This window comes from Mesorhizobium sp. M1182, assembly GCF_040318335.1.
Taxonomy (GTDB): domain Bacteria; phylum Pseudomonadota; class Alphaproteobacteria; order Rhizobiales; family Rhizobiaceae; genus Mesorhizobium.
In genome coordinates this window covers 38,950-63,182 of the sequence record NZ_JAMYMD010000006.1, presented here as the reverse complement: position 1 = coordinate 63,182, position 24,233 = coordinate 38,950, and the positions used below count along the sequence as shown (strand labels likewise).

Annotated in this window: 22 protein-coding genes; 10 read left to right on the top strand and 12 right to left on the bottom strand. The window is 63.1% G+C overall.

From position 1 onward, the window contains the following. Nucleotides 1-93: 93 nt before the first annotated feature. The 3 genes from NKH33_RS10080 to NKH33_RS10070 all read right to left on the bottom strand — a co-directional run bounded on the left by NKH33_RS10080 (nt 94) and on the right by NKH33_RS10070 (nt 4,930). The gene (locus NKH33_RS10080) at nt 94-3,573 is read right to left on the bottom strand and encodes an indolepyruvate ferredoxin oxidoreductase family protein (RefSeq protein WP_352919233.1); all 3,480 of its coding nucleotides are present in this window, start codon (nt 3,571-3,573) and stop codon (nt 94-96) included. 225 nt (nt 3,574-3,798) lie between these two features. Then, the gene (locus NKH33_RS10075) at nt 3,799-4,329 is read right to left on the bottom strand and encodes a hypothetical protein (protein WP_352452209.1); all 531 of its coding nucleotides are present in this window, start codon (nt 4,327-4,329) and stop codon (nt 3,799-3,801) included. Further along, on the bottom strand, nt 4,322-4,930 hold the full coding sequence (locus NKH33_RS10070) for a CGNR zinc finger domain-containing protein (protein ID WP_352469881.1): 609 nt from the start codon (nt 4,928-4,930) through the stop codon (nt 4,322-4,324). Before NKH33_RS10070 ends, NKH33_RS10075 begins: the two co-directional genes overlap by 8 nt. A gap of 140 nt (nt 4,931-5,070) precedes the next feature. On the opposite strand from NKH33_RS10070, the gene NKH33_RS10065 reads away from it, so the two are divergent. From NKH33_RS10065 to NKH33_RS10050, 4 genes are all read left to right on the top strand, one after another. Then, the gene (locus tag NKH33_RS10065; protein WP_352681497.1) at nt 5,071-5,976 is read left to right on the top strand and encodes a branched-chain amino acid ABC transporter permease; all 906 of its coding nucleotides are present in this window, start codon (nt 5,071-5,073) and stop codon (nt 5,974-5,976) included. 204 nt (nt 5,977-6,180) lie between these two features. After that, nucleotides 6,181-6,765, top strand: coding sequence for a TRAP transporter small permease subunit (locus tag NKH33_RS10060; RefSeq protein ID WP_352919230.1), 585 nt, complete (start codon nt 6,181-6,183; stop codon nt 6,763-6,765). Then, nucleotides 6,765-8,543, top strand: coding sequence for a TRAP transporter large permease (locus tag NKH33_RS10055; RefSeq protein WP_352767436.1), 1,779 nt, complete (start codon nt 6,765-6,767; stop codon nt 8,541-8,543). Before NKH33_RS10060 ends, NKH33_RS10055 begins: the two co-directional genes overlap by 1 nt. 16 nt (nt 8,544-8,559) lie before the next feature. Continuing rightward, entirely contained in the window at nt 8,560-9,582 is a 1,023-nt protein-coding gene (locus NKH33_RS10050; protein WP_352540377.1) for a zinc-dependent alcohol dehydrogenase family protein, read from the top strand. Nucleotides 9,583-9,646: 64 nt separating this feature from the next. Here the strand turns inward: NKH33_RS10050 and NKH33_RS10045 are convergent, their stop codons facing one another. Continuing rightward, nucleotides 9,647-10,756: a TRAP transporter substrate-binding protein gene (locus tag NKH33_RS10045; RefSeq protein WP_352540376.1), complete on the bottom strand. Its 1,110-nt coding sequence runs from the start codon at nt 10,754-10,756 to the stop codon at nt 9,647-9,649. Between the two features lie 284 nt (nt 10,757-11,040). Here NKH33_RS10045 and NKH33_RS10040 point away from each other — a divergent pair, with 284 nt between their 5' ends. Beyond that, nucleotides 11,041-11,814, top strand: a complete 774-nt coding sequence (locus NKH33_RS10040) for a gamma-glutamyl-gamma-aminobutyrate hydrolase family protein (RefSeq protein WP_352540375.1) — start codon at nt 11,041-11,043, stop codon at nt 11,812-11,814. A gap of 14 nt (nt 11,815-11,828) precedes the next feature. Here NKH33_RS10040 and NKH33_RS10035 read toward each other — a convergent pair whose 3' ends face one another. From NKH33_RS10035 to NKH33_RS10015, 5 genes are all read right to left on the bottom strand, one after another. Beyond that, on the bottom strand, nt 11,829-12,224 hold the full coding sequence (locus tag NKH33_RS10035; RefSeq protein WP_352919227.1) for a hypothetical protein: 396 nt from the start codon (nt 12,222-12,224) through the stop codon (nt 11,829-11,831). A 154-nt stretch (nt 12,225-12,378) separates the two neighbouring features. Next, nucleotides 12,379-13,359, bottom strand: a complete 981-nt coding sequence (locus tag NKH33_RS10030) for a 2-hydroxyacid dehydrogenase (protein ID WP_352540374.1) — start codon at nt 13,357-13,359, stop codon at nt 12,379-12,381. Further along, nucleotides 13,356-14,378 (bottom strand): LacI family DNA-binding transcriptional regulator, encoded by a 1,023-nt coding sequence (locus NKH33_RS10025; RefSeq protein WP_352540495.1) that lies wholly within the window; start codon nt 14,376-14,378, stop codon nt 13,356-13,358. The genes NKH33_RS10030 and NKH33_RS10025 overlap by 4 nt, the downstream gene beginning before the upstream one ends. A gap of 68 nt (nt 14,379-14,446) precedes the next feature. Next, nucleotides 14,447-15,331: a DMT family transporter gene (locus tag NKH33_RS10020; RefSeq protein WP_352919224.1), complete on the bottom strand. Its 885-nt coding sequence runs from the start codon at nt 15,329-15,331 to the stop codon at nt 14,447-14,449. 197 nt (nt 15,332-15,528) lie between these two features. After that, the gene (locus tag NKH33_RS10015) at nt 15,529-15,936 is read right to left on the bottom strand and encodes a DUF2000 family protein (RefSeq protein ID WP_352919221.1); all 408 of its coding nucleotides are present in this window, start codon (nt 15,934-15,936) and stop codon (nt 15,529-15,531) included. Nucleotides 15,937-15,988: 52 nt separating this feature from the next. On the opposite strand from NKH33_RS10015, the gene NKH33_RS10010 reads away from it, so the two are divergent. Further along, entirely contained in the window at nt 15,989-16,861 is an 873-nt protein-coding gene (locus NKH33_RS10010; RefSeq protein ID WP_352919380.1) for an AraC family transcriptional regulator, read from the top strand. A 1-nt stretch (nt 16,862) separates the two neighbouring features. Here NKH33_RS10010 and NKH33_RS10005 read toward each other — a convergent pair whose 3' ends face one another. Together NKH33_RS10005 and NKH33_RS10000 are read right to left on the bottom strand one after the other, a co-directional pair. After that, entirely contained in the window at nt 16,863-17,345 is a 483-nt protein-coding gene (locus NKH33_RS10005; protein ID WP_352919218.1) for a MarR family winged helix-turn-helix transcriptional regulator, read from the bottom strand. Between the two features lie 202 nt (nt 17,346-17,547). Then, the gene (locus NKH33_RS10000) at nt 17,548-18,270 is read right to left on the bottom strand and encodes an intradiol ring-cleavage dioxygenase (protein ID WP_352919216.1); all 723 of its coding nucleotides are present in this window, start codon (nt 18,268-18,270) and stop codon (nt 17,548-17,550) included. A 196-nt stretch (nt 18,271-18,466) separates the two neighbouring features. Here NKH33_RS10000 and NKH33_RS09995 point away from each other — a divergent pair, with 196 nt between their 5' ends. Further along, nucleotides 18,467-19,534, top strand: a complete 1,068-nt coding sequence (locus NKH33_RS09995) for a CobW family GTP-binding protein (protein WP_352919213.1) — start codon at nt 18,467-18,469, stop codon at nt 19,532-19,534. A gap of 250 nt (nt 19,535-19,784) precedes the next feature. After that, entirely contained in the window at nt 19,785-20,759 is a 975-nt protein-coding gene (locus NKH33_RS09990; RefSeq protein ID WP_352919210.1) for a WD40 repeat domain-containing protein, read from the top strand. 8 nt (nt 20,760-20,767) lie between these two features. Here NKH33_RS09990 and NKH33_RS09985 read toward each other — a convergent pair whose 3' ends face one another. Further along, nucleotides 20,768-21,223: a hypothetical protein gene (locus NKH33_RS09985; protein ID WP_352540367.1), complete on the bottom strand. Its 456-nt coding sequence runs from the start codon at nt 21,221-21,223 to the stop codon at nt 20,768-20,770. A 157-nt stretch (nt 21,224-21,380) separates the two neighbouring features. Here NKH33_RS09985 and NKH33_RS09980 point away from each other — a divergent pair, with 157 nt between their 5' ends. Both NKH33_RS09980 and NKH33_RS09975 read left to right on the top strand, forming a co-directional pair. Continuing rightward, entirely contained in the window at nt 21,381-22,763 is a 1,383-nt protein-coding gene (locus NKH33_RS09980; protein WP_352919207.1) for an aspartate aminotransferase family protein, read from the top strand. A 14-nt stretch (nt 22,764-22,777) separates the two neighbouring features. Further along, nucleotides 22,778-24,199, top strand: coding sequence for a glutamine synthetase family protein (locus NKH33_RS09975; RefSeq protein ID WP_352919204.1), 1,422 nt, complete (start codon nt 22,778-22,780; stop codon nt 24,197-24,199). The last annotated feature ends 34 nt before the right edge of the window (nt 24,200-24,233 follow it).

Sequence of the window (24,233 nt, the reverse complement as noted above, 5' to 3'; positions counted from 1 at the left end):
AGCGGCGTTTCGAACCCTGCCAACATCCATTGGTGACGCGGCGGAAGCAGGGAAACTACAGTTCAGGTAAACAAGGCGTATCACAGCGCTGAATTATTCGGCGGCTTGAAGTTGCGGCCGCAGCGGCGCCGTCGAGAGGCGGTCGAGCAGACGCTGGCGTTCGCCGGCGGCTTTTTCGGCACTGGCCTGCTTGACGTGGCCAAAGCCGCGGATGAGCGCCGGTACCGAAACAAGCGCGGCAGCAACCTCGATCTTGCCCGGCGCCAGCGCGCCGGCGACAAGTTCCAGGTCGGCTTCATAGAGGGCAAGAAGCTGCCGCTCCATACGCCTCTCGGCGCTGTAGCCGAACAGGTCGAAAGCGGTGCCGCGCAGGCCCTTCATCGCCGCCAGCAGGCGGAACCCGTTCATCATCCACGGGCCAAAGCTCGATTTCTTCGGCTTCCCGTCACTGCCGCGCCTGCCCATGATCGGCGGTGCGAGATGGAATTCAAGCTTGCCGTAGCTCTGGAACTGCTTTGCGAGCTCTGCGGCAAAGGAGCCGTCCGTATAAAGCCGCGCCACCTCGTATTCATCCTTGATCGCCATCAGCTTGAACAGGTTCTTTGCGGCAGCCTCGGTCACCACGGTCGACCCGGGCACAGCATTGGTTTCGGCCTTGCGCAGCGCCGCCAGTCTGTCGGCATAGCGCTTGCCATAGGCGGCGTTCTGGTAGGCGGTCAGGAAGCCGACGCGGCGAGCAATGATATCGTCCAGCGTCTCGGCAATGGCGGCATGCTGCGTGGCCTTGCCCGGCTGGGCGAGAAGGCTGCGGACGAAATCCGGCTGGTGGGCGGCGCGGCGGCCCCAGCGAAATGCCGCGACATTCATCGCTACTGCCTCGCCGTTGAGCTCGATCGCCTTCTCGACCGCCTCCGCCGACAGCGGCAAGCCGCCATGCTGGAAGGCGAATCCGAGCATGAACATGTTGGCACCAAGCGAGCTGCCGAACAGGGCAGTGGCGGTGCGGGTAGCGTCGAAGAAATGCGTCCTGTCGTCGCCCGCGGCCGTTCTTATCGCCTTCTTCAGCCGCTCGACGGGCAGCGAGAAATCGGCCGAACGGGCGAACTCGCCCGGCATGATCTCGGCAGTGTTGGCGAGGAAGATGGTATGGCCTTCGCGCACCGCGGCCAACACCTTCTTGGCACCTGAAACGACGAGATCGCAGCCGAGCACGAGATCGGCCTTGCCGGCCGATACCCGAATGGCGTGGATGTCGTCCGGCGTGCGGGCGATGCGGACATGGGTGAACACCGAGCCGCCCTTCTGGGCGAGGCCGGCCATGTCGATCATGCCGCAGCCCTTGCCTTCCAGGTGCGCGGCCATGCCCAGCACCGCGCCTATTGTGACGACGCCGGTGCCGCCGACACCGTCGATGATCGCCGCCCAGCCTTGTTCACCGAGCGTAAATTGCGCCGGCGCCGGCACCCCCGCGAGCGGGTCGGCCGCACCGGCTATGCCTTCGGCTTTCCTGATTTTGGCGCCGTGAACGGTGACGAAGGAGGGGCAGAAACCGTTGACGCAAGAGAAGTCCTTGTTGCAGCTCGACTGGTCGATCTTGCGCTTGCGACCGAATTCGGTCTCGACCGGCTGGATCGAGACGCAATTCGACTGCACGCCGCAATCGCCGCAGCCTTCGCAGACCAGCTCGTTGATGAAGATACGCTTGTCCGGATCGGGGAACGTGCCGCGCTTGCGGCGGCGACGCTTCTCGGCGGCGCAGGTCTGGTCGTAGAGCAGCACCGAGACGCCTTTGACCGAACGCAACTCGCGCTGGACGAGATCGAGGTCGTCGCGGTGATGGATGGTGGCGCCGGCGGGAAATTCCACCTTGCCGGTATATTTGTCCGGCTCGTCGGTGACGATGGCGATGCGCTCCACGCCCTCGGCGCGCACCTGTCTTGCGATCATGTCCACCGTCAGGCCGCCCTCGTGCGGCTGCCCGCCGGTCATCGCGACGGCGTCATTGTAGAGGATCTTGTAGGTGATGTTGGCGTCGGTCGACAGCGCGAAGCGGATCGCCAGCACACCCGAGTGGTTGTAAGTGCCATCGCCCAGATTCTGGAAGATGTGCTCGCGCTTCGAGAACGGCGCCTGGCCGACCCACTGCGCGCCCTCGCCGCCCATGGCGGTGAAGCCGACGGTGTTGCGGTCCATCCACAGCGCCATGAAATGACAGCCGATTCCGGCGGCGGCGAGCGAGCCGTCCGGCACCTTGGTCGAGGAATTGTGTGGGCAGCCGGAGCAGAAGAAGGGCGTGCGCGAGGCGATGTCTGACGTGTCGGCCAGCATCGCCTGGAACTGGCGCAACTTCGCCACCCGCGCGGCGATTTCTTCCGACGGGCCGATCGTTCGCAAAATCCTCTCGCCGAGCGCGATGGCAATATCGTTGGGGTCGAGTGCGCCCTTGGCCGGGAACAGCCAGTCGCCGCGCTCGTCCTTCTTGCCGACGATGATCGGCTGCGTCGCGGTGCCGTAAAGGTTCTCGCGCAGTTGCACCTCGATCAGCGAGCGTTTCTCCTCGACGACGACGATGGTATCGAGGCCGCGAGCAAAGTCGGCGATGTGCTGCAGGTCGAGCGGCCACGGGCAGCCGACCTTGAACAGCCTGATACCGATGCGACTGGCGGCCGCTTCGTCGATGCCGATATCCTCCAGCGCCTGGCGAACATCGAGATAACTCTTGCCGATGGTGACGATGCCAAGCTTGGCGCTGCTGCCGCCCGAATAGACGATCCGGTTCAGCCCATTGGCGTGGATGAAGGCCGAAGCGGCGGCGCGCTTGTGTTCATGCAGCCGCTCCTCCTGGCCGAGCATGTCGATCTCGTTACGGATATTGAGGCCGCCGGGCGGCATGTCGAAGTCCGGCACGATGATGTTCAGCCGTTCGAGCGCGGCATCGACCGAGGCCGTCGATTCGATGTTGTCCTTGACGCATTTGATCGCCGCCCAGGTGCCGGCAAAACGCGACATGGCAAAGCCGTAGAGGCCGTAGTCGATGATCTCCTGGACGCCGGCCGGATTAAGGATCGGCACCATGGTGTCGACGAACAGGAACTCGGTGGCATGCGCGTTGGTCGAGGATTCGGCCATGTGGTCGTCACCCATCAGAGCCAGCACGCCGCCATGTTTCGACGACCCGGCGAGATTGGCGTGGCGGAACACGTCGCCGGAGCGGTCGACGCCCGGACCCTTGCCGTACCAGACCGAAAAAACGCCGTCATGGGTACCCTCGCCCAGCAATTCGGCCTGCTGCGAGCCCCAGCAGGCGGTGGCGGCGAGCTCCTCGTTGAGACCGGGCTGGAAGACGATGTCCGACTGCGCGAGCTGGTTCCTGGCCTTCCACAGCTGCATGTCGAGGCCGCCGAGCGGCGAGCCGCGATAGCCGGAGACGAAACCGGCGGTGTTCAGGCCAGCCCGGCGGTCGCGCTCGCGCTGCATCAGAAGCATGCGGATGACTGCCTGGGCACCCGACAGGAAGATCCGCTCCTTTACCAGGTCGAACTTGTCGTCGAGCGCGACATTGTGCAGCGTCATCAGGCATTTCCTGTGCGGAGGCCGCGCCTGGAGGTGCGCGGCCAGCGTCGGAGTCGAGTGCCCACAGTCTTTCTTCCCTTGCCGGGGAGGTCAAACAAAATCGAAGGTGCCAGGCGGTCCGCAACAAACGATCCGTGCGCGGCCGTGTGGCGCCACGAAACGCCTGTCGGGGAGGATGGCCGAGCATGAAAAATTCCGGCGGCGGTCAGTGCCGCTGGTGATGCATCATGCAGCCTTTGGGCAACTGGGCTTCGGTTCACCGGGCAGCTTGCCGTCGACATGGCCGGCCAGGTCCTTGTTGAGCTCGTAGACTGGCCCGACCACCAGAGGCCGGTCGGGCAGGACCGACTGGTCGAGTGAGGACGTCAGAGTGGTCGCGAAACTCTGCAGCAACTTGCCGCTGGAATCCTCGATGCGGATCGACACCGCATAGGGCTTGTCCTTGACAACGCAGGTAAGCGGCGGGCTGGTGAGCGTCACATGCGGCAGCTTCGGCCATATTTTCTGGGTGACGATGATCGGATCACCGCCGGCCGGGTTCTGGAAGGAGACCACAGCGACCTGCCCCTCACCCACCGGCCGCAGCGGATTGAGAGTGATGACATAGGTGGCGATACCCAGCCGGTAGTTGAACTCGAACAGCTTCCCGGAAATGGCGAACAACTGGTCCTTGCCGGAATCACGGCAGGCGCCGAGCGCGGCCGCCGCGAACAACGCCGCGACGACAATCATCGCGCGTGAGAATCTTCTAGACATTGGTGACCTCCCTGGCCGCGGTCCGGCGGCGATAGTGTCGGTTTGCCTTCTGGCGGTTGCCGCACACCGCCATGTCGCACCAGAGGCGGCTGGAATTCCGGCTTTTGTCGACAAACAGCCAGCTGCAGTTCGGACATATCCTCAGCCTGGCAATGGTGTCGCTACGCAGCAGCGACAACGCCGAGACCGCAAGCGCGGCCTCGAAGGCAATCGGCGTCGCCGGATCACCGAACGGTTTTCCAGGCGTGCCGATTTCGGTGCGGCTATGAGCGAGGCCATCGGCGCAGGCTTCCAAGAATTTCGGCATATCGCCGGTCGCGATCGCACCTTTCGATACCGCGCCGCGAAACAGCCGATCGGTCGTCTCCCGGATCGACAGCACCACCGGTGCGATCTTTTCAGGCGCCGGCGCTACGAGCCGCCTGCCACCGAGCTCGGCGGCGCGAAAGGCACTCGCGGCTTCGGCAAAGCGGGCGATCTCGGCCGGATCGTCGAAACGGTCGAAAGTTTTCTCCGGATCGTTCCGCAAAACGACGGTGTTCGCCGTATCGAGCGCCAGCATGCCACCGGTAAAGCGGTGCGGAGTCCAGGATACTGTCATATGGCGAATCTAACTGATAACTCGCGTTTGACAAGTTAGATTCCGGGTGCAACGCTTGTCACTGAGGCGATCGCCGTACTGAGAATATCGTTCGTCCCAAACCTCTGCCCCGATTGCGGGGCATGCATAGAGGGTCTTGCATGCTCTATTTCTTCCAGCAGGTTCTGAACGGGCTGCATTCGGGCGCGCTCTACGCATTGCTTGCATTCGGCTACGTGCTGACCAACGGCATCCTGCACCGTACCAATCTTGCCTATGGCGCGCTGTTCGCCTTTTGCGGGCATACGATGATCCTCACTGCGGCGTTCGGCTATCAGGCGCTGTGGTTAACGCTGTTTGCATCGGTCGCGCTCGGCGTAGCTGCGGCATTCCTTTATGCGGCGCTGCTCAGCCATGTCCTGTCGCGAAGTATCTTCGAACCGCTGGCCGACCGCTCGCCCAACGCCATCGTGGTGACGACGCTCGGCATATTGCTGGTCTTGTCGGAAGCCAGCCGCATCGCCGCCGATACCCATGACCTATGGTTGCCGCCAATGCTGGCCCAGACCATCGTCTTCGCGCAGAATGCCAGCTTCAAGGCGACGTTGACGCTGATCCAATTGCTCGATTGCGCCGCCGTACTGGCGGCCATGGCGCTGGCTGCCTGGGGCTTCGCATATTCGAGCTTCGGCCGGAGCTGGCGCGCCGTATCCGACGATCCCAAGGCGGCTGCGATGTGCGGCGTCGATGTTCGTGCGGTGTTTCGGCACGCGGTGCTTTTCGGCGGCCTTTGCGCGGCACTGGCCGGCGTGCTCGCCGCCTTCTACTACGGTAACATCAGCTTCGGCACAGGGTTGGTCTACGGGTTGAAGATCCTGTTCGTGACCGCAGTGGGCGGCTATCTCTCGCCTTTGCGGGCGGCACTGGGTGCCGCCGCTTTCGGCATGGCCGAATCGCTATGGGCCGGCTATTTCCCGCTCGAATGGCGGGACGGCTGGATGTACCTGTTCCTCGTCGCCATGCTTGTGCTGATCGGCGCCGGCCGCGACCAACAGAAGATCGCCTGAGCCGCACCCGACTTTGCTTGGATGAAAGCGCCGCATGTCCTTGGACATGCAAAGGACGCGGCAGCATTTTGCCGCCCGTCATCTCACAACTGTGTTTATGCGGGGTGTCCCGTGTTGACCCGCCGGACCACGCACTGCATACCGTTGGTCCACAGCGACGCGACGGACAGGGAACCGCCGCGCTCTGACACAAGGGAGGAATGCATGGCAGGGCTTCTCGCTCTTTCCAGAACCATTGACCGTTTGAACGAATTCATCGGCAAATGGGTTTCGTGGCTGATCCTGCTGGCGATCCTGGTCAGCGCCGCCAACGCCGTCATCCGCAAGGTGTTCGACATGTCCTCGAACGCCTGGCTGGAATTGCAATGGTATCTGTTCGGCGCCGCCTTCATGCTGGCCGCCGCCTACACGCTGAAGCAGAACGATCATATCCGCATCGATATCGTCTACGGCATGTTCTCGCGCCGCGTGCAGCACTGGATCGACCTTTTCGGTCACGTCTTCTTCCTGATGCCGTTCGTGACGTTGATGGTGGTCTATTTCGTTCCCTATGTGTCGCTGTCGTATCGCAGCGGGGAGATGTCGAACAATTCCGGCGGGCTGATCATCTGGCCCGCGAAGGCGATCCTGCTGGTCGGCTTTTTTCTGCTCGCGCTGCAGGGCATTTCCGAAATCATCAAGAAAATCGCCATCATGCGCGGTCAGATGGACGATCCCACTCCGTTCATATCGGTGCATGAGCAGGCCGAACTCGAAGCCAAGGCGCTCGCCGAAGAGGTGCGCTCGTGATCGAGTTCATCGCCCAGAACATGGCGCCGATCATGTTCGCCTCGCTGGTCGTCTTCCTGCTGATCGGCTACCCCGTCGCCTTCTCGCTCGCCGCCAACGGCCTGATGTTCTTCTTCATCGGCGTGCTTCTGTCGCCCTATTCGGGCGGTTCGATCAATCTCGCCTGGCCGTTGCTGCATGCGTTGCCGGATAATTTCTATGGCAGCCGGGTGATGTCGAACGATACGCTGCTGGCGATCCCGTTCTTCACCTTCATGGGCATCGTGCTCGAACGATCCGGCATGGCCGAAGACCTGCTCGACACGATCGGCCAGTTGTTCGGACCGGTCCGTGGTGGCCTCGCCTATGCCGTGATTTTCGTCGGCGCGCTGCTCGCCGCGACGACCGGCGTGGTGGCGGCCTCCGTCATTGCCATGGGTCTGATTTCGCTGCCGATCATGCTGCGCTACGGCTACGACCGGCGGCTGGCATCCGGCGTCATTGCCGCGTCTGGGACGCTCGCCCAGATCATCCCGCCATCACTGGTGCTGATCGTCCTGGCCGACCAGCTCGGCCGCTCGGTCGGCGATATGTATAAGGGAGCGCTGATCCCCGGGCTCATTTTGACCGGCATCTACATGCTCTACATCCTGCTCATGTCGATCTTTCGGCCGAAGTCGATGCCGGCCCTGCCGCTTGAGGCCCGCACGCTCGGCCACGGCGTGCTGTCGCTGCTGGCGGCGCTGCTGGCGGCGGTGGTTGTTTCCTATGCGGCGTATCGCTACCTCGCACCGAACCATGGCGGCAACGCCGATATCCTCGGCGCCACTACTGGCGTCATCTTCATCTATGTCGTGGCGATCGTCGACCAGCGCCTGAAGATCAACCTGATGTCCAGACTGGCACAGCAGGTGATCATCGTGCTGATCCCGCCGCTGGCGCTGATCTTCCTGGTGCTGGGCACCATCTTCCTTGGCATCGCCACGCCGACGGAAGGCGGCGCCATGGGCGCCGTCGGCGCGCTTGCAATGGCGGCGGTGAAGGGGCGGCTGTCGCTCGACGTGGTCAAGCAGGCGCTGGCCTCGACGACCAGGCTGTCGTCCTTCGTTCTGTTCATCCTGATCGGCGCGCGGGTGTTCTCGCTGACCTTCTACGGCGTCAATGGCCACATCTGGGTCGAGCACCTGTTGACGTCGCTGCCGGGCGGTGAAGTCGGTTTCCTGATTGGCGTCAACATCCTCGTCTTCGTGCTCGCCTTCTTCCTCGACTTTTTCGAGCTTGCCTTCATCATCGTGCCGCTTTTGGCGCCAGCGGCTGACAAACTCGGCATCGACCTGATCTGGTTTGGCGTGCTTTTGGGCGTCAACATGCAGACCTCCTTCATGCATCCGCCCTTCGGTTTCGCGCTGTTTTATCTGCGCTCGGTCGCCGCGCGCGTGCCCTATCTCGACCGACTCACCGGCAAGCAGATCGCGCCCGTCACCACAGGGCAGATCTATTGGGGCGCAGTGCCCTTCGTCTGCATCCAGGTGATCATGATCGGCCTGACCATCGCCTTCCCGCAGATGGTGATGCACTACAAAGGCACTGTCGTCGATCCTGGCACCATCAACTACCAGGTGCCGGAAACGCCTGGCATCGGCTTGTCGCCGCTTGGCACGCCGCCGGCCAACGGCGGCACTGCCCCGGCCTCACCTTCCCCACCGGATTTGTCGCAGCCGCCGAGCTTCGACGAAAAGCCGCCCGCGAAACCGGCGGCGCCGGCAATCGATCTGTCGCAACCACCGAGTTTCAACTGAGGAAGGCCCGGCAGCCATGAAGGCGGTTCGGTTGGAGCGAGTGGGCAGCCTCGCCGTGTGCGAGGTCGAGAAACCGACCGCCGGGCCGAACGATCTGCTGGTGCGCATCGAGGCGTGCGGCGTCTGCGGCACCGACAGGCATCTTTTCCATGGTGAATTCCCGTGCACGCCGCCGGTGACGCTCGGGCATGAATTCTCCGGCATCGTCGAGGCGGTCGGACCTGCCGTATCCGGCTTTTCCGTCGGCGACCGCGTCACCGGCGATCCCAACATTGCCTGTGGCCGATGCGAGCATTGTCAGGCCGGCCGGGTCAATCTCTGCGGCAATCTACGCGCCATCGGCATCCATCGCGATGGCGGCTTTGCCGAATATCTTGTCCTGCCCCAGAAACAGGCCTTCGTCTTGCCAGGCGATCTGAAGCCTACGCATGGTGCTTTCTGCGAGCCGCTCGGCTGCTGCCTGCATGGCGTGGACCTTGCCGCGATCAAACCAGGCTCGTCGGTCGCGGTGCTCGGCGGCGGCGTGATCGGCCTGCTCACCGTTCAACTGGCAAAGCTCGCCGGTGCGACGACCATTATCTTGTCGACCCGTCAGGCCTCGCGGCGGGCTCTTGCCGAGCAATTTGGCGCAACGGCGACGCTCGATCCCAGCGCCTTCGATGTCATCGATGCGATCGTCGGCCGGTCGGGTTTGATGCCGGGCGGCGTCGACGTGGTGTTCGAATGCGCCGGCGTGAAAGACACTGTTGAGCAGGCGATGCGGCTGGCCAAAGCGGGCGGCACCGTCGTCGTCGTCGGCGTGATGCCGCAAGGCATGAAAGTGGCGTTCGAACCGTTCGATCTGCTGTTCCGTGAGTTGAAGGTCCTGGGTTCCTTCCTCAACCCCTTTACCCATCGCCGGGCCGCCAATCTTATCGCCTCGGGGACGATCGAAGTAGATCGGCTGATATCACGACAGGTCAGCCTCGACGAGGCGGTGGCGATCATTGCCAACCCGCCGGCGCCAGGCGAGGTCAAGGTCGTGGTGGTGCCCGACTGATCGCAAATGAATGCGCTACGGCGCCAGTGTTCCGAAAGGAACACTCCGCCGCGAAGCAACAGGATCAGAGCTTGGCATTGCGCTGCTGGACCATCATGAAGGTGTCATAGTTGTACTCGGCCACCTGCGCCCAGAGATAATGCTCCTTGCGGAACGCCTTGATCGAATCCCAGATCTTCTTGAACGGCGCATTCGAGGCTTCCATCTCGGCATAGACTTCGTTGGCCTTTTCGAAACAGGCGGCCATGATCTCCTGGCTGAACGGGCTCAACTTGGCACCGCCGGCAACCAGCCGCTTAACCGCCGCCGGATTGAGATAGTCGTATTTCTGCAGCATGTTGGCGTCGGCCGCTTGAGCGGCAGTATGCACCAGCGACTTGTAAGCCGGCGAAAGTTCGTCGTATTTCGCCTTGTTGAACATCAGATGGACGGTCGGTCCACCTTCCCACCAGCCGGGATAGTAGTAATAGGGCGCAACCTTATAGAAGCCGAGCTTCTCGTCGTCGTAAGGGCCGACCCATTCGGCGGCGTCGATCGTGCCTTTTTCCAACGCCGGATAAATGTCGCCACCGGCGATCTGCTGCGGAACCACCCCGAGCCTTTGCACCACTTTGCCGGCAAAACCACCGATACGCATCTTGAGGCCGGAAAGGTCGGCGACCGTTTTGATCTCCTTGCGGAACCAGCCACCCATCTGCACGCCGGTATTGCCGCCCGGCAGCCCGAACAGACCTTGCGTCGCCAGGAACTCGTTGAACAGATCGATGCCGCCGCCATGATAGTGCCAGGCGTTGATGCCGCGCGCGTTGAGCGAAAACGGAACCGCCGCTCCCAGCGCCCACGTCGGGTCCTTGCCCCAGTAATAGTATGCCACGGTATGGCAGGCCTCGACCGTGCCGGCTGTGGTGGCATCGGCGGCCTGCAGGCCGGGAACGAGTTCGCCGGAGGCGAAGACCTGGACCTGGAAGTTGCCGTCGGTCGCCTCCGACAGCATCTTGGAAAACACTTCGGCGCCGCCATAGATCGTATCGAGCGACTTCGGGAAGGACGACGCCAGTCGCCAGGTCACTTTCGGATTGGACTGGGCGATGGCCGGCGCAGCAAGTGTCGCGGCAGCGGCCGCAGCGCCGAAACCGGTGGTGCCGGCCTTGCGGATGAACGAACGACGATCCATGAAGTTCCTCCCTTTTGGATCCACTGACCGACATTCGGGACACTTCGGCGCCCGGATCGGCTTCGAGCCGACAATACACAGGCAAGGAGTCGAGTCCAGCACGGCAGCCCGGTTTGAGTGGCGCATTTCGGGGAAATTCACGGCGTTGGGGCAGATCTTGCAACTATAGTCTAAGGTCGATTAACTGGCCTACGCGACACGCCGAAACTTGCCATGGAAATGCGCCTTCGGATCGCCTATTTTGCAGGCAGATAATTCGTTGCACCCGATGGGATCCGGACCAAATGCACCAGCCGCTCGTCGCCGTATCGACCGATGTCCGCCAGTTCGACAATTACACCTGGCATGCCGCGCCACAGCAATATCTCGAAGCGGCGCTTTCGGGTGCAGGCGTGTTCCCGCTGCTGGTACCGTCCTTCGGCGACCGGCTCGACTTCGACGAACTGCTTTCCGCCGTCGACGGCGTCATGGTCACCGGCTCCAAATCGAACGTTCATCCCTCGCTCTATGGCGGTGACGCCAGCGAAGCCAATGGTCCTTACGACTCCGCCCGCGACGCGACGACGTTGCCGCTGATCCGCCGGGCGGTGGAGCGCGGGGTGCCATTGCTCGCCATCTGCCGCGGCATCCAGGAGATGAATGTGGCGCTGGGTGGCACGTTGGCCACCGAAATCCAGGAACGCGCCGGTTCGCTCGATCATCGTGCGCCGGCAAGCGACAATCAGGACGAACGCTTCGCCATCCGCCAGAGCGTGGCGATAAAACCCGGCAGCTGCCTGGCCGGGGTCTTCGGCGCCGGCGATATCATGGTCAATTCGGTGCATCGCCAGGCCATCGACCGGCTTGGCCCAAAGCTGCAGGTCGAAGCGGTCGCCGCCGACGGCACTGTCGAGGCGGTTTCGGTGCGCGATGCACGGGCTTTCGCTGTCGGCGTCCAGTGGCATCCCGAATACTGGGTCAAATCGGACAGTATCTCGGTAAAGATATTTCGCGCATTCGGCGATGCGGTGCGCCTGCATCAGGCGGCGAAATCGGGTGTGCGCGCAGCCGCGGAATAGTCCTGCCGCGCTCGCTAGTTGCCGGCTGACGCCAGCGTCAGCAGCGGCAGCGCCGGCGCGTAGGATTCGTAACCATCGCCGTCGGCGACTGAGAACATGACGATCGGATCGGTGCCGTTGGCGCTGAAGGTGACCGTGCCGTCATCCTGCTCTCGCCAGAACTTCGCCTGCTCGACGCCGGGCAACACCCGGCGGCAATTTGCTGCGACCGTCAACAGCGACAGGCCTTGCGAAATCTCGGCGCCGCGGCTGACCGCACAAGACCCCTCGTTGCCATGGGCTACCAGCCTGTAGTTGCCGGATGAAAGCGGTGACTCACTGGCCGCACGGCTTTCACCGCTACCGGCGTAAAACAGCTGGGCGCTGCCGAACAGCACAGCGGCTGCCATCAATGCAGGAAGCGTCTTCATCCTGGTTCTCCGCGCATTTCAAGCGCGCCGGTTCGAAGAGATCAGGGAGGCGCGCTTCATCTTGCTGTCATGTCCTGTCAGGCGGACATACACTGCGAGGGGACCAGAATGATTCCGAAGGGTTAAGCTGAAGTTAATAGATATGGCAGCCCGCTTACGGCCTTGCCTTGACATTTGCCGTCTCCGGCACCGGCGTCAGCGCCTTGCGCTGCGAAAACCACGAGACCAGATTGTCGACGCAAAGGTCGGCCATGGCGCGGCGCGTATGCTCGGACGCCGAGCCGACATGCGGCAAAAGCGAGGTGTTGGGCGCGGCAAGCAACGCCGCTGGCACATTCGGCTCGTCGGCAAAGACGTCTAGCCCGGCAGCGGCGATGCTGCCGCTGGCAAGTGCGGCGGCAAGGGCTGGTTCGTCGACCGTGCTGCCCCGGCCGATATTGACGAAGACGCCGTTCGGCCCAAGAGCCGAGAGAATTTCGGCATTGACGGCCTTTTCCGTCGAGGCCCCGCCGGGCGCCACCGAGATCAGCGTGTCGACCGCCTCGGCGAGACCTTTCAGCGTCGGGTGATAGTCATAGGACAGGCCTTCGACGCGGCGCCGGTTGTGATAGGCGATGGGCAGTCCGAAAGCATCGAGCCGCCGGGCAATGGCGAGGCCGATGCGGCCCATGCCGAAGATGCCGACATGGCGACCGCGCAAAGTCAGCCGGCTCAGCGGATAGTTGCCGTTGCTCAGCCAGCTTCCGTCGCGCAGCCAGGCCTCGGCGCGCGGCAGTTCGCGGACGGCATTGATCAACAGGCCGAGCGCCGTATCGGCGACCTCTTCGGTCAGCACATCCGGTGTGTTGGTGACCATGATGCCGCGCCGTGCGGCGTGGCGGATGTCGACCGAATCATAGCCGACGCCGAAATTGGCGATAATCTCGAGCTTTGGCAGCGCGTCCATCAACGCGGCGCTTATGCCGCCAAAGGCGGCTATGCCGCGCACCGTATGACGCATCTCGTCGGTGACCAGCGACGGATCGGCGCGTTCGATCCGGACGCGGCTGAACGCCCCGTCGATGCGGCCGACCGCATGGTCGTTGAACTGGCCCGGCACCAGAATAGTAACAGCTTGCTGTTCGGTTTTTGTCATGCACGTTCCACCGGTTTGCCGGTCGACTGGCGCACATGCAGTTCCGGCTTGATCAGTTCCTGCGACGGCCGCACCGTCTGTCCGTTGAGTTTGTCGAGCAGCGCGCTGGCGGCGCGGCGGCCAACCTCGCGCTGGCCGTTCCACACGGTAGTCAGCGCCGGCGTGGCGATCGCCGCTTCCTCGAGGTCGTCGTAGCCGGTAACCGAGATGTCGATGCCCGGCACCAGCCCGGCGCGGGCAATGCCATTCATCAGGCCGATGGCGACGAGGTCGTTCCAGCAGCAGGCCGCGGTCGGCCTGTCCTTCAGCGCCAGGAACTGCCCGGCCGCCTCGAAGCCGGCCTGCTTGGTGCGCGGGCCGGGGATGCGCCAGGACGGCCTGACCTCAAGCCCTGCCGCCTCCATGGCGTTGACATATCCCTGATAGCGGTCGCGGCCGGTCGACGTCTGGTCGGTACCGCCGATCATGGCGATGCGCTTGTGGCCAAGCGAGATCAGATGGTTGGTGGCAAGCCCGGTGCCATAGGCGTCGTCGCCGCGAAACACCGGCACGTCGGCACCTTCGACGGTGCGTGCAATCAGCACTGCCGGGAGACCGTTCTCCTCGGCCAAGATTATGTCTTCGGGCGGCGTGCCGATGGCCGGCGACATGATGACCCCGTCAGCGCCAAGCTGCAGAAGCGTGTCTATGAAAGTGCGTTGTTTCTCGAGCTGGTCGTAGTGGTTCGACAGGATGAAGGTTTGCCGGCTGCGGTCGAGCTCGCTCTCTATCGAACGCAATATCTCGGCAAAGAACGGGTTCATGATGTCGTGGACGACGACGCCGACTATGCCCGAGCGCGAGGTGCGCAGGCTGGCGGCGCGGCGGTTGTAGATATAGCCGATGGCGCGTGCATGTTCCTTGATGCGATCGCGGGTGCCGCCGGCGACCAGCGGGCTGTCGCGCAAGGCCAGCGAGACCGTGGCCGTGGACACGCCGAGCGCATCCGCGATGGTCGAAAGCTTGATCTTCTGTGCCAGCGCCCTGCGCTCCCGAAGCAATTTAAACTGTTTAAAGGCCGGCTCTTATGCCATCGATTCCGAGCAAATCAAAGTTTTTTTGCCAGCGCTTCCGCCTCCGCGCCCAGCGTTGCGCGGTTGCGCACACGAAGCCGGTGCTCGCGGTGGACGATGTAGAGACCGCTGGCGACGATGACTGTCGCACCGGCCAGCGTCCAGCGGTCGGGAAACTGGTTGAAGACGATCAGGCCGGAGATGATCATCCAGATCATCTGCGAATAGGGATAGGGGGCCAGGGCCGTGGTGGTGGCAAGGCGATAGGCCTGCACAAGCAGCCAATGGCCGATGGCGCCGAAGACGCCAAGCATCAGCAATATGAACCAGTGCCAGCCATCCTGCGGCAGCGAAAGCGAAAACGGCAGTGTCGGCAGCAGCAGCACGGCCGGCGCCAACGCCGAAAACAGGATGAGGCTTTCCGAGGTTTCCGTCGCCGACATGCGGCGCGTCATGATGACGTAGAAACTGTTCGATAGCATCGAGCCGAGCGCAAAGAGATGGCCGACGCCAAAAACGCCGATGCCCGGCCGGGTGATGATGAGGACGCCGACAAAGCCGCTCATGATCGCCAGCCAGCGCCGCCAGCCGGCCCATTCGCCGAGCAACGGACCGGCAAGCGCGGTGATCACCATCGGGCCGAAGAAGTAGATCGAGGTGGTTTCCGCCAGCTGCAGCGTCCGCAGCGCGAGAATGTTGCATATCGTCGATCCGAACAGGAGCAGACCGCGCGTGAGATGCGCCGGCAGGTTGGCGGGACGAAAGCGCAGCGGCTCGCGCCATCCACGCAGAAAGACGCCGACGAGCAGCACATGGACCGCGAAGCGGGCCCAGGCGACGATCAGCGCCGAGACGCCGGCCAGCACAAGGTACTTGCTGCTGGTGTCGAGGAAGGTGAAAAACACATAGACGGAAAGCATGCACAGGATCGCCGCCGGCGATGTCGCGCTTTCGTCATGTCTTGGGTGAGCATTCAATTTCAGGCCGGACGGGAAGCAAGGCAGTCCTTCACCCATGCGGCAATTGTCGCCTGCGGGCAAGCCAAAACAGTCTGGCACAACGACGGCCGCCGACAGGCTCAGTTTGTTTCCCAGTGGCCGACCTAGTGGCCGACGACTCAGGCGTGCATGCGGGCGCCCTTGGTGATCTTGTCGACGAGTTTCTTTTCGGAGCGAAGCGCGATGCCGACCACCTTGGCATCCTCCGGCGCAAATTCGGCAAAGACGGCACGGTTGGCCAGATCATAACCAGTCGAAAACATTTCCTCGACATAGAGCGATACCGTCACACCACGCTCCAGCGCCCGCCGCTGGATTGCGCCAAGCGTCTGGCCGTCCGCCGAAAGCACGATGACCGGTTGGACCGACAGCGGGTTGTAGATATTGCCGGCGCGATCACGGTAGGGGTCGCCGATAATGTCGGGAAATTGCGCGACGATGCCGCTGGTCAGAAAGGCGGTGACATTGAGCTTTTGCCAGACGGGAAGATCATCCTTGAGCACGATTGCAAATTTTGTATCGAACATGCGACAGTTTCCAATCCGAAAAGGGGGCCAATCCGAGGCTGCGAGTGAAGCGATGCCGCACGATCTAGACCGGGAAGCCTTTCAGGGTCTTGGACGTTTGTGCGTGGATGCAGCCGAGAACTGCATCGTACCGGCACCCGGTGCTGCCGGGATGGAACGCATCGAGGCCCGATTCCACGGCAATGCCTTCGATCTCCATCGCCACGACACCTATGCGATCGGGGTGACGCTTTATGCCGTGCAGCGCTTCTGCTATCGCGGCCAAATGCATCAGAGCCTGCCTGGCCAGATCATTATCCTTCATCCCGACGAACTGCACGATGGCGGTGCCGGCACCGAAGACGGCTTGCGATACAGAATGCTCTATTTGGAGCCGTCCCTGATGCTCGATTGTCTCGGCGGCGGATCACTGCCATTCGTCGGGAATGCCGTGGTGACAGACCGCGATCTCCGCGCGACGCTGCTTTCGGCGCTCGGGCCGCTGGATCAGGAACTGGACGAGCTGTTTGTCGTCGATTTCATGACGCAGCTTATGCAAAGCCTGGCCCGGCACGCCGGTCAGCCGGCGAAACCGGTAGCGAAAACGGCGTGGCGCGCCGCCAGCCTGGCGCGCGACTATCTGGAGGAAAATGTCGCGCGGATTGTACGTTCAGACGAATTGGAGGCGATAACCGGATTGGACCGTTATGCCCTTTCGCGGCATTTCCGCGCCACCTTCTCCACCAGCCCGCACCGGTTCCTGGTGATGCGCCGGCTTCAGCGGGCCCGTCGGATGATCGAAGCCGACGAGCCGCTGGCGCAAATCGCCATCGCAGCCGGCTTCAGTGATCAAAGCCATTTCAATCGGCATTTCAAGAAGGCGTTCGGCGTCACACCGGGACGTTGGTCGGCACTGACGCGGCGGCCGTCAGCGGCGAACGCGTGAGCTATTCAAGCATCTTGTCTTCGATATCCAGTTCGTCATCCGGGAGCACCAGTTCGCCGTTCGACAGGTTCGCCTCGACGCGGGCAAGCAGCTTGAACAGCGCTTTTTGGTCCTTCTTGTCGAGACCCTTCAATGCCTGCTTTTCGGTCTTCTTCACCGACTTCTCGATGGCGTGGATGATTTCGCGGCCGGTGTCGGTGAGGAAAATATGCGCCTGGCGGGCATCGGCGGACGAGGCCCGCTTCTCCAGAAAGCCCTGCGCCTGCAGCCGGTTGATGGTCTTGGTGATGGTTGGCGGACGCACGCCGAGGCGGCCGGCAAGGTTGCCGGGCGTCTGCCCGTCCTCGCGGTCGAGCGCCAGCATGATCTGGTCCTGACCGGCATAGAAACCATGCGCCAGAAGCCGGGCGGCGAGCGCCGTGCGCGCCAGCCGCGCCGCCGAATGCAGCCGGCTCATTGTTGCAGTCTTGTCCGCCTTGGCCATGCTCATCCCTCCTCGGCCGAACCGGAACGGGCAGCATAGAAGCAGGCCGCCGATTGGCAATGACGATCGAAACATTCCGGCTCGGAAAATAGCTTTGCCGGCAAGCTTCGCGGTGTTCGCCGTGGCTAATGCCAGATGTTTATTTCAGTTAGATGACAAACGACTTTCCGCAATGGCTGGATGGGGACGTGACGAGGTGTTCTCAACCAGGTTTCACCGCGACCATCATCAACGCCTGATAGGCGTCCGCCATTTCCCGCAGCGCTGCCTGCGACAGCGGCCCGGCCTGCCGCGCAATGCCGTCCCGCGCGTTCGATGTATCGCGTTTGCCGGGGCGATCTTTATAGGGCGCGACGGTGGCGAATATCTGCTCGCTGAGGCTGTCGGGGAAGAACATCTGGCCGGTCATCACCGAGCGGTCGTCGGGGAAGATCTTGAAATGGATGTGGGTGGTGCGGCCGCGATACCAGCCGGGATAGATGGTGGCGAAAGAAGCGATGCCGCTTTCATCGGTTCTCTGCCAGCCGCGGAGAAAGCTCTGGCCGGACGTGTCGATATCCTGCCCGTCGCCCTGTCCGGGATATCCGGAATAGGCGCCCTGGGCATCGCAATGCCAGATATCGACGCGTGCGCCGGGAAGCGGGCGGCAGGCGGCGTCGACGATTTGCAGCCGCACATTGAGGGCGATGCCCTTCTTGCCCTCGGTGATGTCGGCGCGTTCGAGCTTCGGGTCGAAATAGAACGGCCCTTCTGTAACCTCGGGCGTGATGGTGCAGAAACCAGCACCGGCTTCAAACAAAGCAAGCCCGGCATAGGGCGAAACCTTCCCGGCCCTTGCACCGGCGGGCAGGAATATGCCGCCAGCGGTAACCGCAACGAGACCGAGCGCCTGCCGACGGCTCAGTGGCAAGGACTTGTCGGACATCTGGCGCCTCTTCAACGCGAACAGCTCCGTAAATGACCCCGCCTGTCTAGGGCCCGCTGTCAGGCGGCGCTAATGAAAGTTCGGCAATGTGAGGAAAGTTCGGCAATACCAGCCCCTCTTTGGCCCACCGGTTTGCCTCGTGCAAAAGCCGAGCACACATCCTATATGGAGCCGACAATCCTTTTCGAGGCACAATATGAGCGACGCACAGACGCAGATCCCCGTAACCGTCCTCACCGGCTATCTCGGCGCCGGCAAGACGACACTGCTCAACCGCATCCTTTCGGAAAACCATGGCAAGCGCTACGCCGTCATCGTCAATGAATTCGGCGAGATCGGCATCGACAACGAACTGATCGTGGAATCCGACGAGGAAATCTACGAGATGAACAATGGCTGCGTCTGCTGCACCGTGCGCGGCGACCTGATCCGCGTCGTCGAGGGCCTGATGCGCAGGCCCGGCCGCTTCGACGCCATCGTCATCGAGACCACCGGCCTCGCCGACCCCGTGCCGGTGGCGCAGACCTTCTTCATGGACGACGACGTGCGTTCCAAGACCAGACTCGATGCAGTGGTGGCGTTGGTCGACGCCAAGCACCTGCCGCTGCGTCTCAAGGATTCCCGCGAAGCGGAGGACCAGATCGCCTTTGCCGACGTTGTCGTGCTCAACAAGACCGATCTTGTCACCCCCGAAGAGCTGAGCAAGGTGGAGGCGACGATCCGCGCCATCAACCCGGCGGCACGAATCCACCGCACCACACGCGCCAGCGTGGCGCTGTCCGAGGTGCTCGATCGCGGTGCGTTCGACCTGTCCCGGGCGCTGGAGAACGATCCGCACTTCCTCGAGGCGCATGACGATCACGACCATCATGATCATGATCATGACCACCATCACCATGATCACGACGGCCATGATCACCACGATCATGACGGGCATCATCATGCGCACCCTTCCGACATCCATGACGTGACTGTGCAGTCGGTGTCGCTGCGCGGCGGCGAGATGGACCCGAAAAAGTTCTTCCCGTGGATCGAGAAGGTCACCCAAATGGAAGGCCCGAACATCCTGCGGCTGAAAGGGATCATTGCGCTGAAAGGCGATGACGAGCGCTATGTCATCCAGGGTGTGCACATGATCATCGAGGGCGACCACCAGCGCGCCTGGAAGGACAACGAGAAGCACGAGAGCCGGCTGGTGTTCATCGGCCGCGAACTCGACGCCGAGCGACTGAAGACAAGCTTCGAGGCCTGCCAGGCCGCTTGATTTCCGGACTTTATAGCGCTAGCGCTGCCCCTTCTCTCCTTCTCCCCTTGTGGGAGAAGGTGGCCGAGCGAAAGCTCGGTCGGATGAGGGGTGTTCCAGCTTGGCAAGGACGGCACTCCGTCCAGCACCCCTCATCCGTCTTGGCGCTGCGCGCCAATCCACCTTCTCCCACAAGGGGAGAAGGCGGAGCCTCGCCGACAGCCCGGCGGGGTTAGATGACAAGCAGAAATCTCGAACGGAATGATCTCTCATGCCGACAGTCGCCCCGCTCGATCTCGAAGGCCACTGCCTCGCCGCCGTGTTTCTCGGCGACGTGCCGCATTTTGCGCTGGCCGACGGCACAATCCATCGGCTCGACCACGGCCACAAGACGGTGCAGGCCAATGACGGAATGCTCGCCGCCTTCCATGATGCGGCAAACGACCGACTGATCACCGGTGGTGAGGACGGCAGGATCTTTGCCGTGACCCCAGGCGGCAATACAATGGAATTGGCGACCGCAGGCAAAAAATGGATAACCAGCGTCGCCGCCGGGCCGCAAGGCGCTGTTGCCTATGCTTCGGGCAAGATTGCCTATGTGCGCTTTGCCGACGGCAAAACCAGGGAATTCTCGCATCCGCGCTCGGTCGAGGGGCTTGCCTTCTCGCCCAAGGGCATGCGCTTCGGCGTTGCCCGCTACAATGGCGCGACGCTGCACTTCCCGGCTGCCGACGGCAAGCCGGTCGAGCTCGAATGGGCCGGCGCCCACACCGGCATCACCTTCTCGCCGGACGGCGGCTTCGTCGTCACCACCATGCAGGAAAACGCGCTGCATGGCTGGAAGCTCGCCGACGGCAAGCACATGCGCATGTCCGGCTACCCCGGCAAGGTGAAAAGCCTGTCGTGGAGCGCCAAGGCCAAATGGCTGGCGAGTTCCGGCGCGCCGGCGGCGATCGTCTGGCCGTTTTCCGGCAAGGACGGGCCGATGGGCAAGGCGCCGCTGGAACTCGGCACGCGCGGCAATGCGATGGTCACCTCCGTCGCCTGTCACCCGAGCCAGGACGTCGTTGCTATCGGCTATGATGACGGGATGGTGATGGCGGTGCGCTTCGCCGACGCCAAGGAAGTGCTGTTGCGCCGGCCCGGCAAGGGCGCCGTCACTTCGATGATGTGGGACAAGGAAGAGCGCCGCGTCGCCTTTGGCAGCGCTGCCGGCGACTGCGGCGTCATCGATATTTCGGCGTAGCCTGTTACTTACTCGGCTCCGCAAGATACTTTGCCGGTCAATTCAGCCTGCTTGCCGTCCTTTTCGGCCTCGGCCGTTCCATCATAGATTGAGAGCAAATAGCGGCCGTCATAGACGCCTTCGTCGCTGGCCTTGGTCAGGATCGCCAGTTCGACGTAGCCGTAGGCGTTTTCGACCTGCCGTTCGTGGTAGACGAGCAGCCGCAATTCCTTGTTGTCGAGCCAATATTGCGTGAGGTTCTGATCCTCGAACACCGTCTTGCGCAGACTGTCGGCAGCCGGCCTGCCCAGAATCTCGAGCTCACCGCTAAAATTGAAGGTCGGCCCGCCCATGCCTCTGGTGACCCCGGCACCGATCTGAAATTTGACGGCTGCATCCTCGGCGGAACACCAGATGCCGCCGGACGCCAGAGCCGCACCAACCGACGACAGCAGCGTTGTTGCGCAGACGGTCGCCCGCACCATCTTATGCCCTCCAGCCGAAGTACCATTGGCGCCCGAAGGCGGCTCGCGGTCAAGCGCCTGTTTTCATTCAAATGACCGCTGACCCAACACAGGGCAGCCGCCCGGCCAATTGCGGTAGCGGCCGCCGATTGTCTAATGTGCGACTGAGAGGGCCGCCATGAACGTCATGAACCATGCAAAGACTTCCATCGGCGGCATCGGCCCGGCCCGGATCGCCGAGTTGCGCGCGACCGAGGCAGAAGTCTTCTGCCGGGCGCGGCCGAAATCGATGGCGAAAATCGGCAATGGCCTGCCCGGCTTCTTCGGCGGCGTGCCGATGCATTGGATGAACGACTGGCCGACGCCGTTCCCGATCCTTGTCGATAGTGCCAGGGGCGCCATCATCAGAGATATCGACGGCAACCGGCTCGACGATTTCTGCCTTGGCGACACCGGTTCGATGTTCGGTCATTCGCCGCCGCCGGTCGCACGCGCCATCCGCAGGCAGGCCGGACGCGGCCTGACCTACATGCTGCCTGCCGAGAACGCGCTCGCCATCGGGCCGCTGCTGCAGCAGCGTTTCGGCTTGCCGTTCTGGCAGATCGCGACGACGGCGACCGACGCCAACCGCTTCGCGCTGCGGGTTGCCCGCGCCGTTACCGGCCGGGAGAAGATACTGGTCTTCAACGGCTGCTATCATGGCTCGGTCGACGAGACGATGGTGCGGCTGGTCGCCGGGAAAGCGGTGAATCGACCGGGACTGGCCGGCGAGTTCCGCGACCTGACGCGGGCGACTGATGTCGTCGAGTTCAACGATCTGCCGGCGCTCGACGCGGCACTCCGGGGCAACGATGTCGCCTGCGTCATCGCCGAGCCGGTGCTGACCAATTCCTGCATGGTGCTGCCCGAAGCCGGCTTTCATGATGGCTTGCGGCGTCTCACCCGTGCGACCGGCACGCTGCTTCTAATCGACGAGACGCATACAATCTCGACCGGTCCCGGCGGCTATACAAGCAAATACGGGCTGGAGCCGGACCTGTTCGTGCTAGGCAAGCCGATTGCCGGCGGCGTACCGGCGAGCGTCTGGGGCATGAGCGAAGACGTTGCGGCCCGCTATGCCGCTTATATCAGCCGGAAAGAGCCCGGCTACTCCGGCATGGGGACAACGCTGTCGGCCAATCCGCTGCAATTCGCAGCGATGCGCGCCACGCTCGAATACGTCATGACCGACGAGAACTACAGCCATATGGACAATCTGGCGCGGCGGCTCGACGCCGGGCTGACCGCCGTCATCGATCGCTATCGTCTGCCCTGGCATGTTGCTCGCGTCGGTGCCCGTGTCGAGTTCATCTGCGCGCCGGGCCTGCTGAGGAACGGCGGCGAAGCGGAGGCTGCGCACGTGCCGGAGCTCGAGGCGGCAATCCATGTCGCGCTGGTCAATCGCGGCGTGCTGATCGCACCCTTCCACAACATGATGCTGATCTCTCCTGCGACCAGCGCCGCCCAGGTGAACCGGCTGATCACTGCCTTCGGCGCGGTTGCGGCAAAGCTTACGGCGTGAGACAAGCTTGCGGCATGAAACAAGCGCCCAAGCAAAGTTTGAACCTGGTCACGGCATCCCCTTCGGGCTCGACGCCCGCCGAGGCGCTGGCCTTTCTCGACGCTCATCCCGAGATCGAAGCGTTCGACATCGTGCTGACCGACGCCAATGGCGTCGGGCGCGGCAAGATCGTGCGCCGGCATGAGTTGATGAGCATCTTCGAGGGGGGCCGGCACATGCCGATCTCGATCCTCGGCCTCGACATCACCGGCGAGGATGTTCACGAGACCGGGCTGATCTGGACGACGGGCGACGGCGACCTGCGGGCGTGGCCGATCCCCGGCACACTGGTGCCGCTGTTCGGCACCCAGCCGCCGCGCGGTCAGGTGCTGATGGTGATGTACCATCTCGATGGCCAGCCGATGTCGTCCGACCCGCGGCTGGCACTCGCCCGCCAGGTAGACATCCTCGCGGCCCAGGGCCTGCATCCGGCCGGCGCCTTCGAGCTCGAATTCTTCCTGCTCGCCAACGAGCGCGACGCCGAAGGCAAGGTGCAGCCGGCGCACGCGGTGCTTGACGGACGCCGCTCGGCCAAGACTGAGGTCTATTCCGTCGACCATCTGCACGGCATGGAGCCGCTGTTTTCCGACATCTACGCCGCAGCCAAGGTGCAAGGCATCCCGGCCGAGACGGTCATCTCGGAATATGCGCCCGGCCAGTACGAGCTGACGCTCAACTACCGCAAGGATGTGATGCGGGCGGCCGACGATCTCGTCATGCTCAAGCGACTGGTGCGGGCGCAGGCGCGCCGTCATGGTGTCACCGCTTGCTTCATGGCCAAGCCGATCGAGAAATATGCCGGCTCGGGCATGCATTTTCACGTCTCGCTGCTAGACGATGCCGGCAAGAATGTCTTTGCCGAAACCGGCGGCGAAAGCTGGTCGCTGCCGCTGCTGCGCGGCCTCGGCGGACTGATCCAGACGATGGCGGAATCGATGCTGGTCTTCGCGCCGCACGCCAATTCATGGCGGCGCTTCGTCTCGCAATCCTATGCGCCGGTGGCGCCGACCTGGGGCGTCAACAACCGTTCGGTGGCACTGCGTGTGCCGGCCGGCGATGCCAGGAACCGCCGCATCGAGCACCGGCCATCGGGCGTCGACGCGACTCCTTACCTGGTGGCGGCAACGGTGCTGGCCGGTGTCGTCAAAGGCCTCGACGAAGGCCTCGATCCCGGTCCCGAAACCACCGGCAATGGCTACGAATCAGCCGTCACGCGCACGACGATGCCGGTCGACTGGCGTGCCGCGATCGAGGCGGCAAGGGCGTCGACCTTCCTCAAGGGCGCATTGGGCGAAGACCTGCACCGGACGTTCGTGGCGATCAAGCAGTCGGAATATCTGCGCGTGGCGCGCACGGTCAGCGAACTGGATTATCACCTCTATCTGCACGAGGTGTAGGGCATCACATCGTCGGCCATCCGCCGGTGAAGGC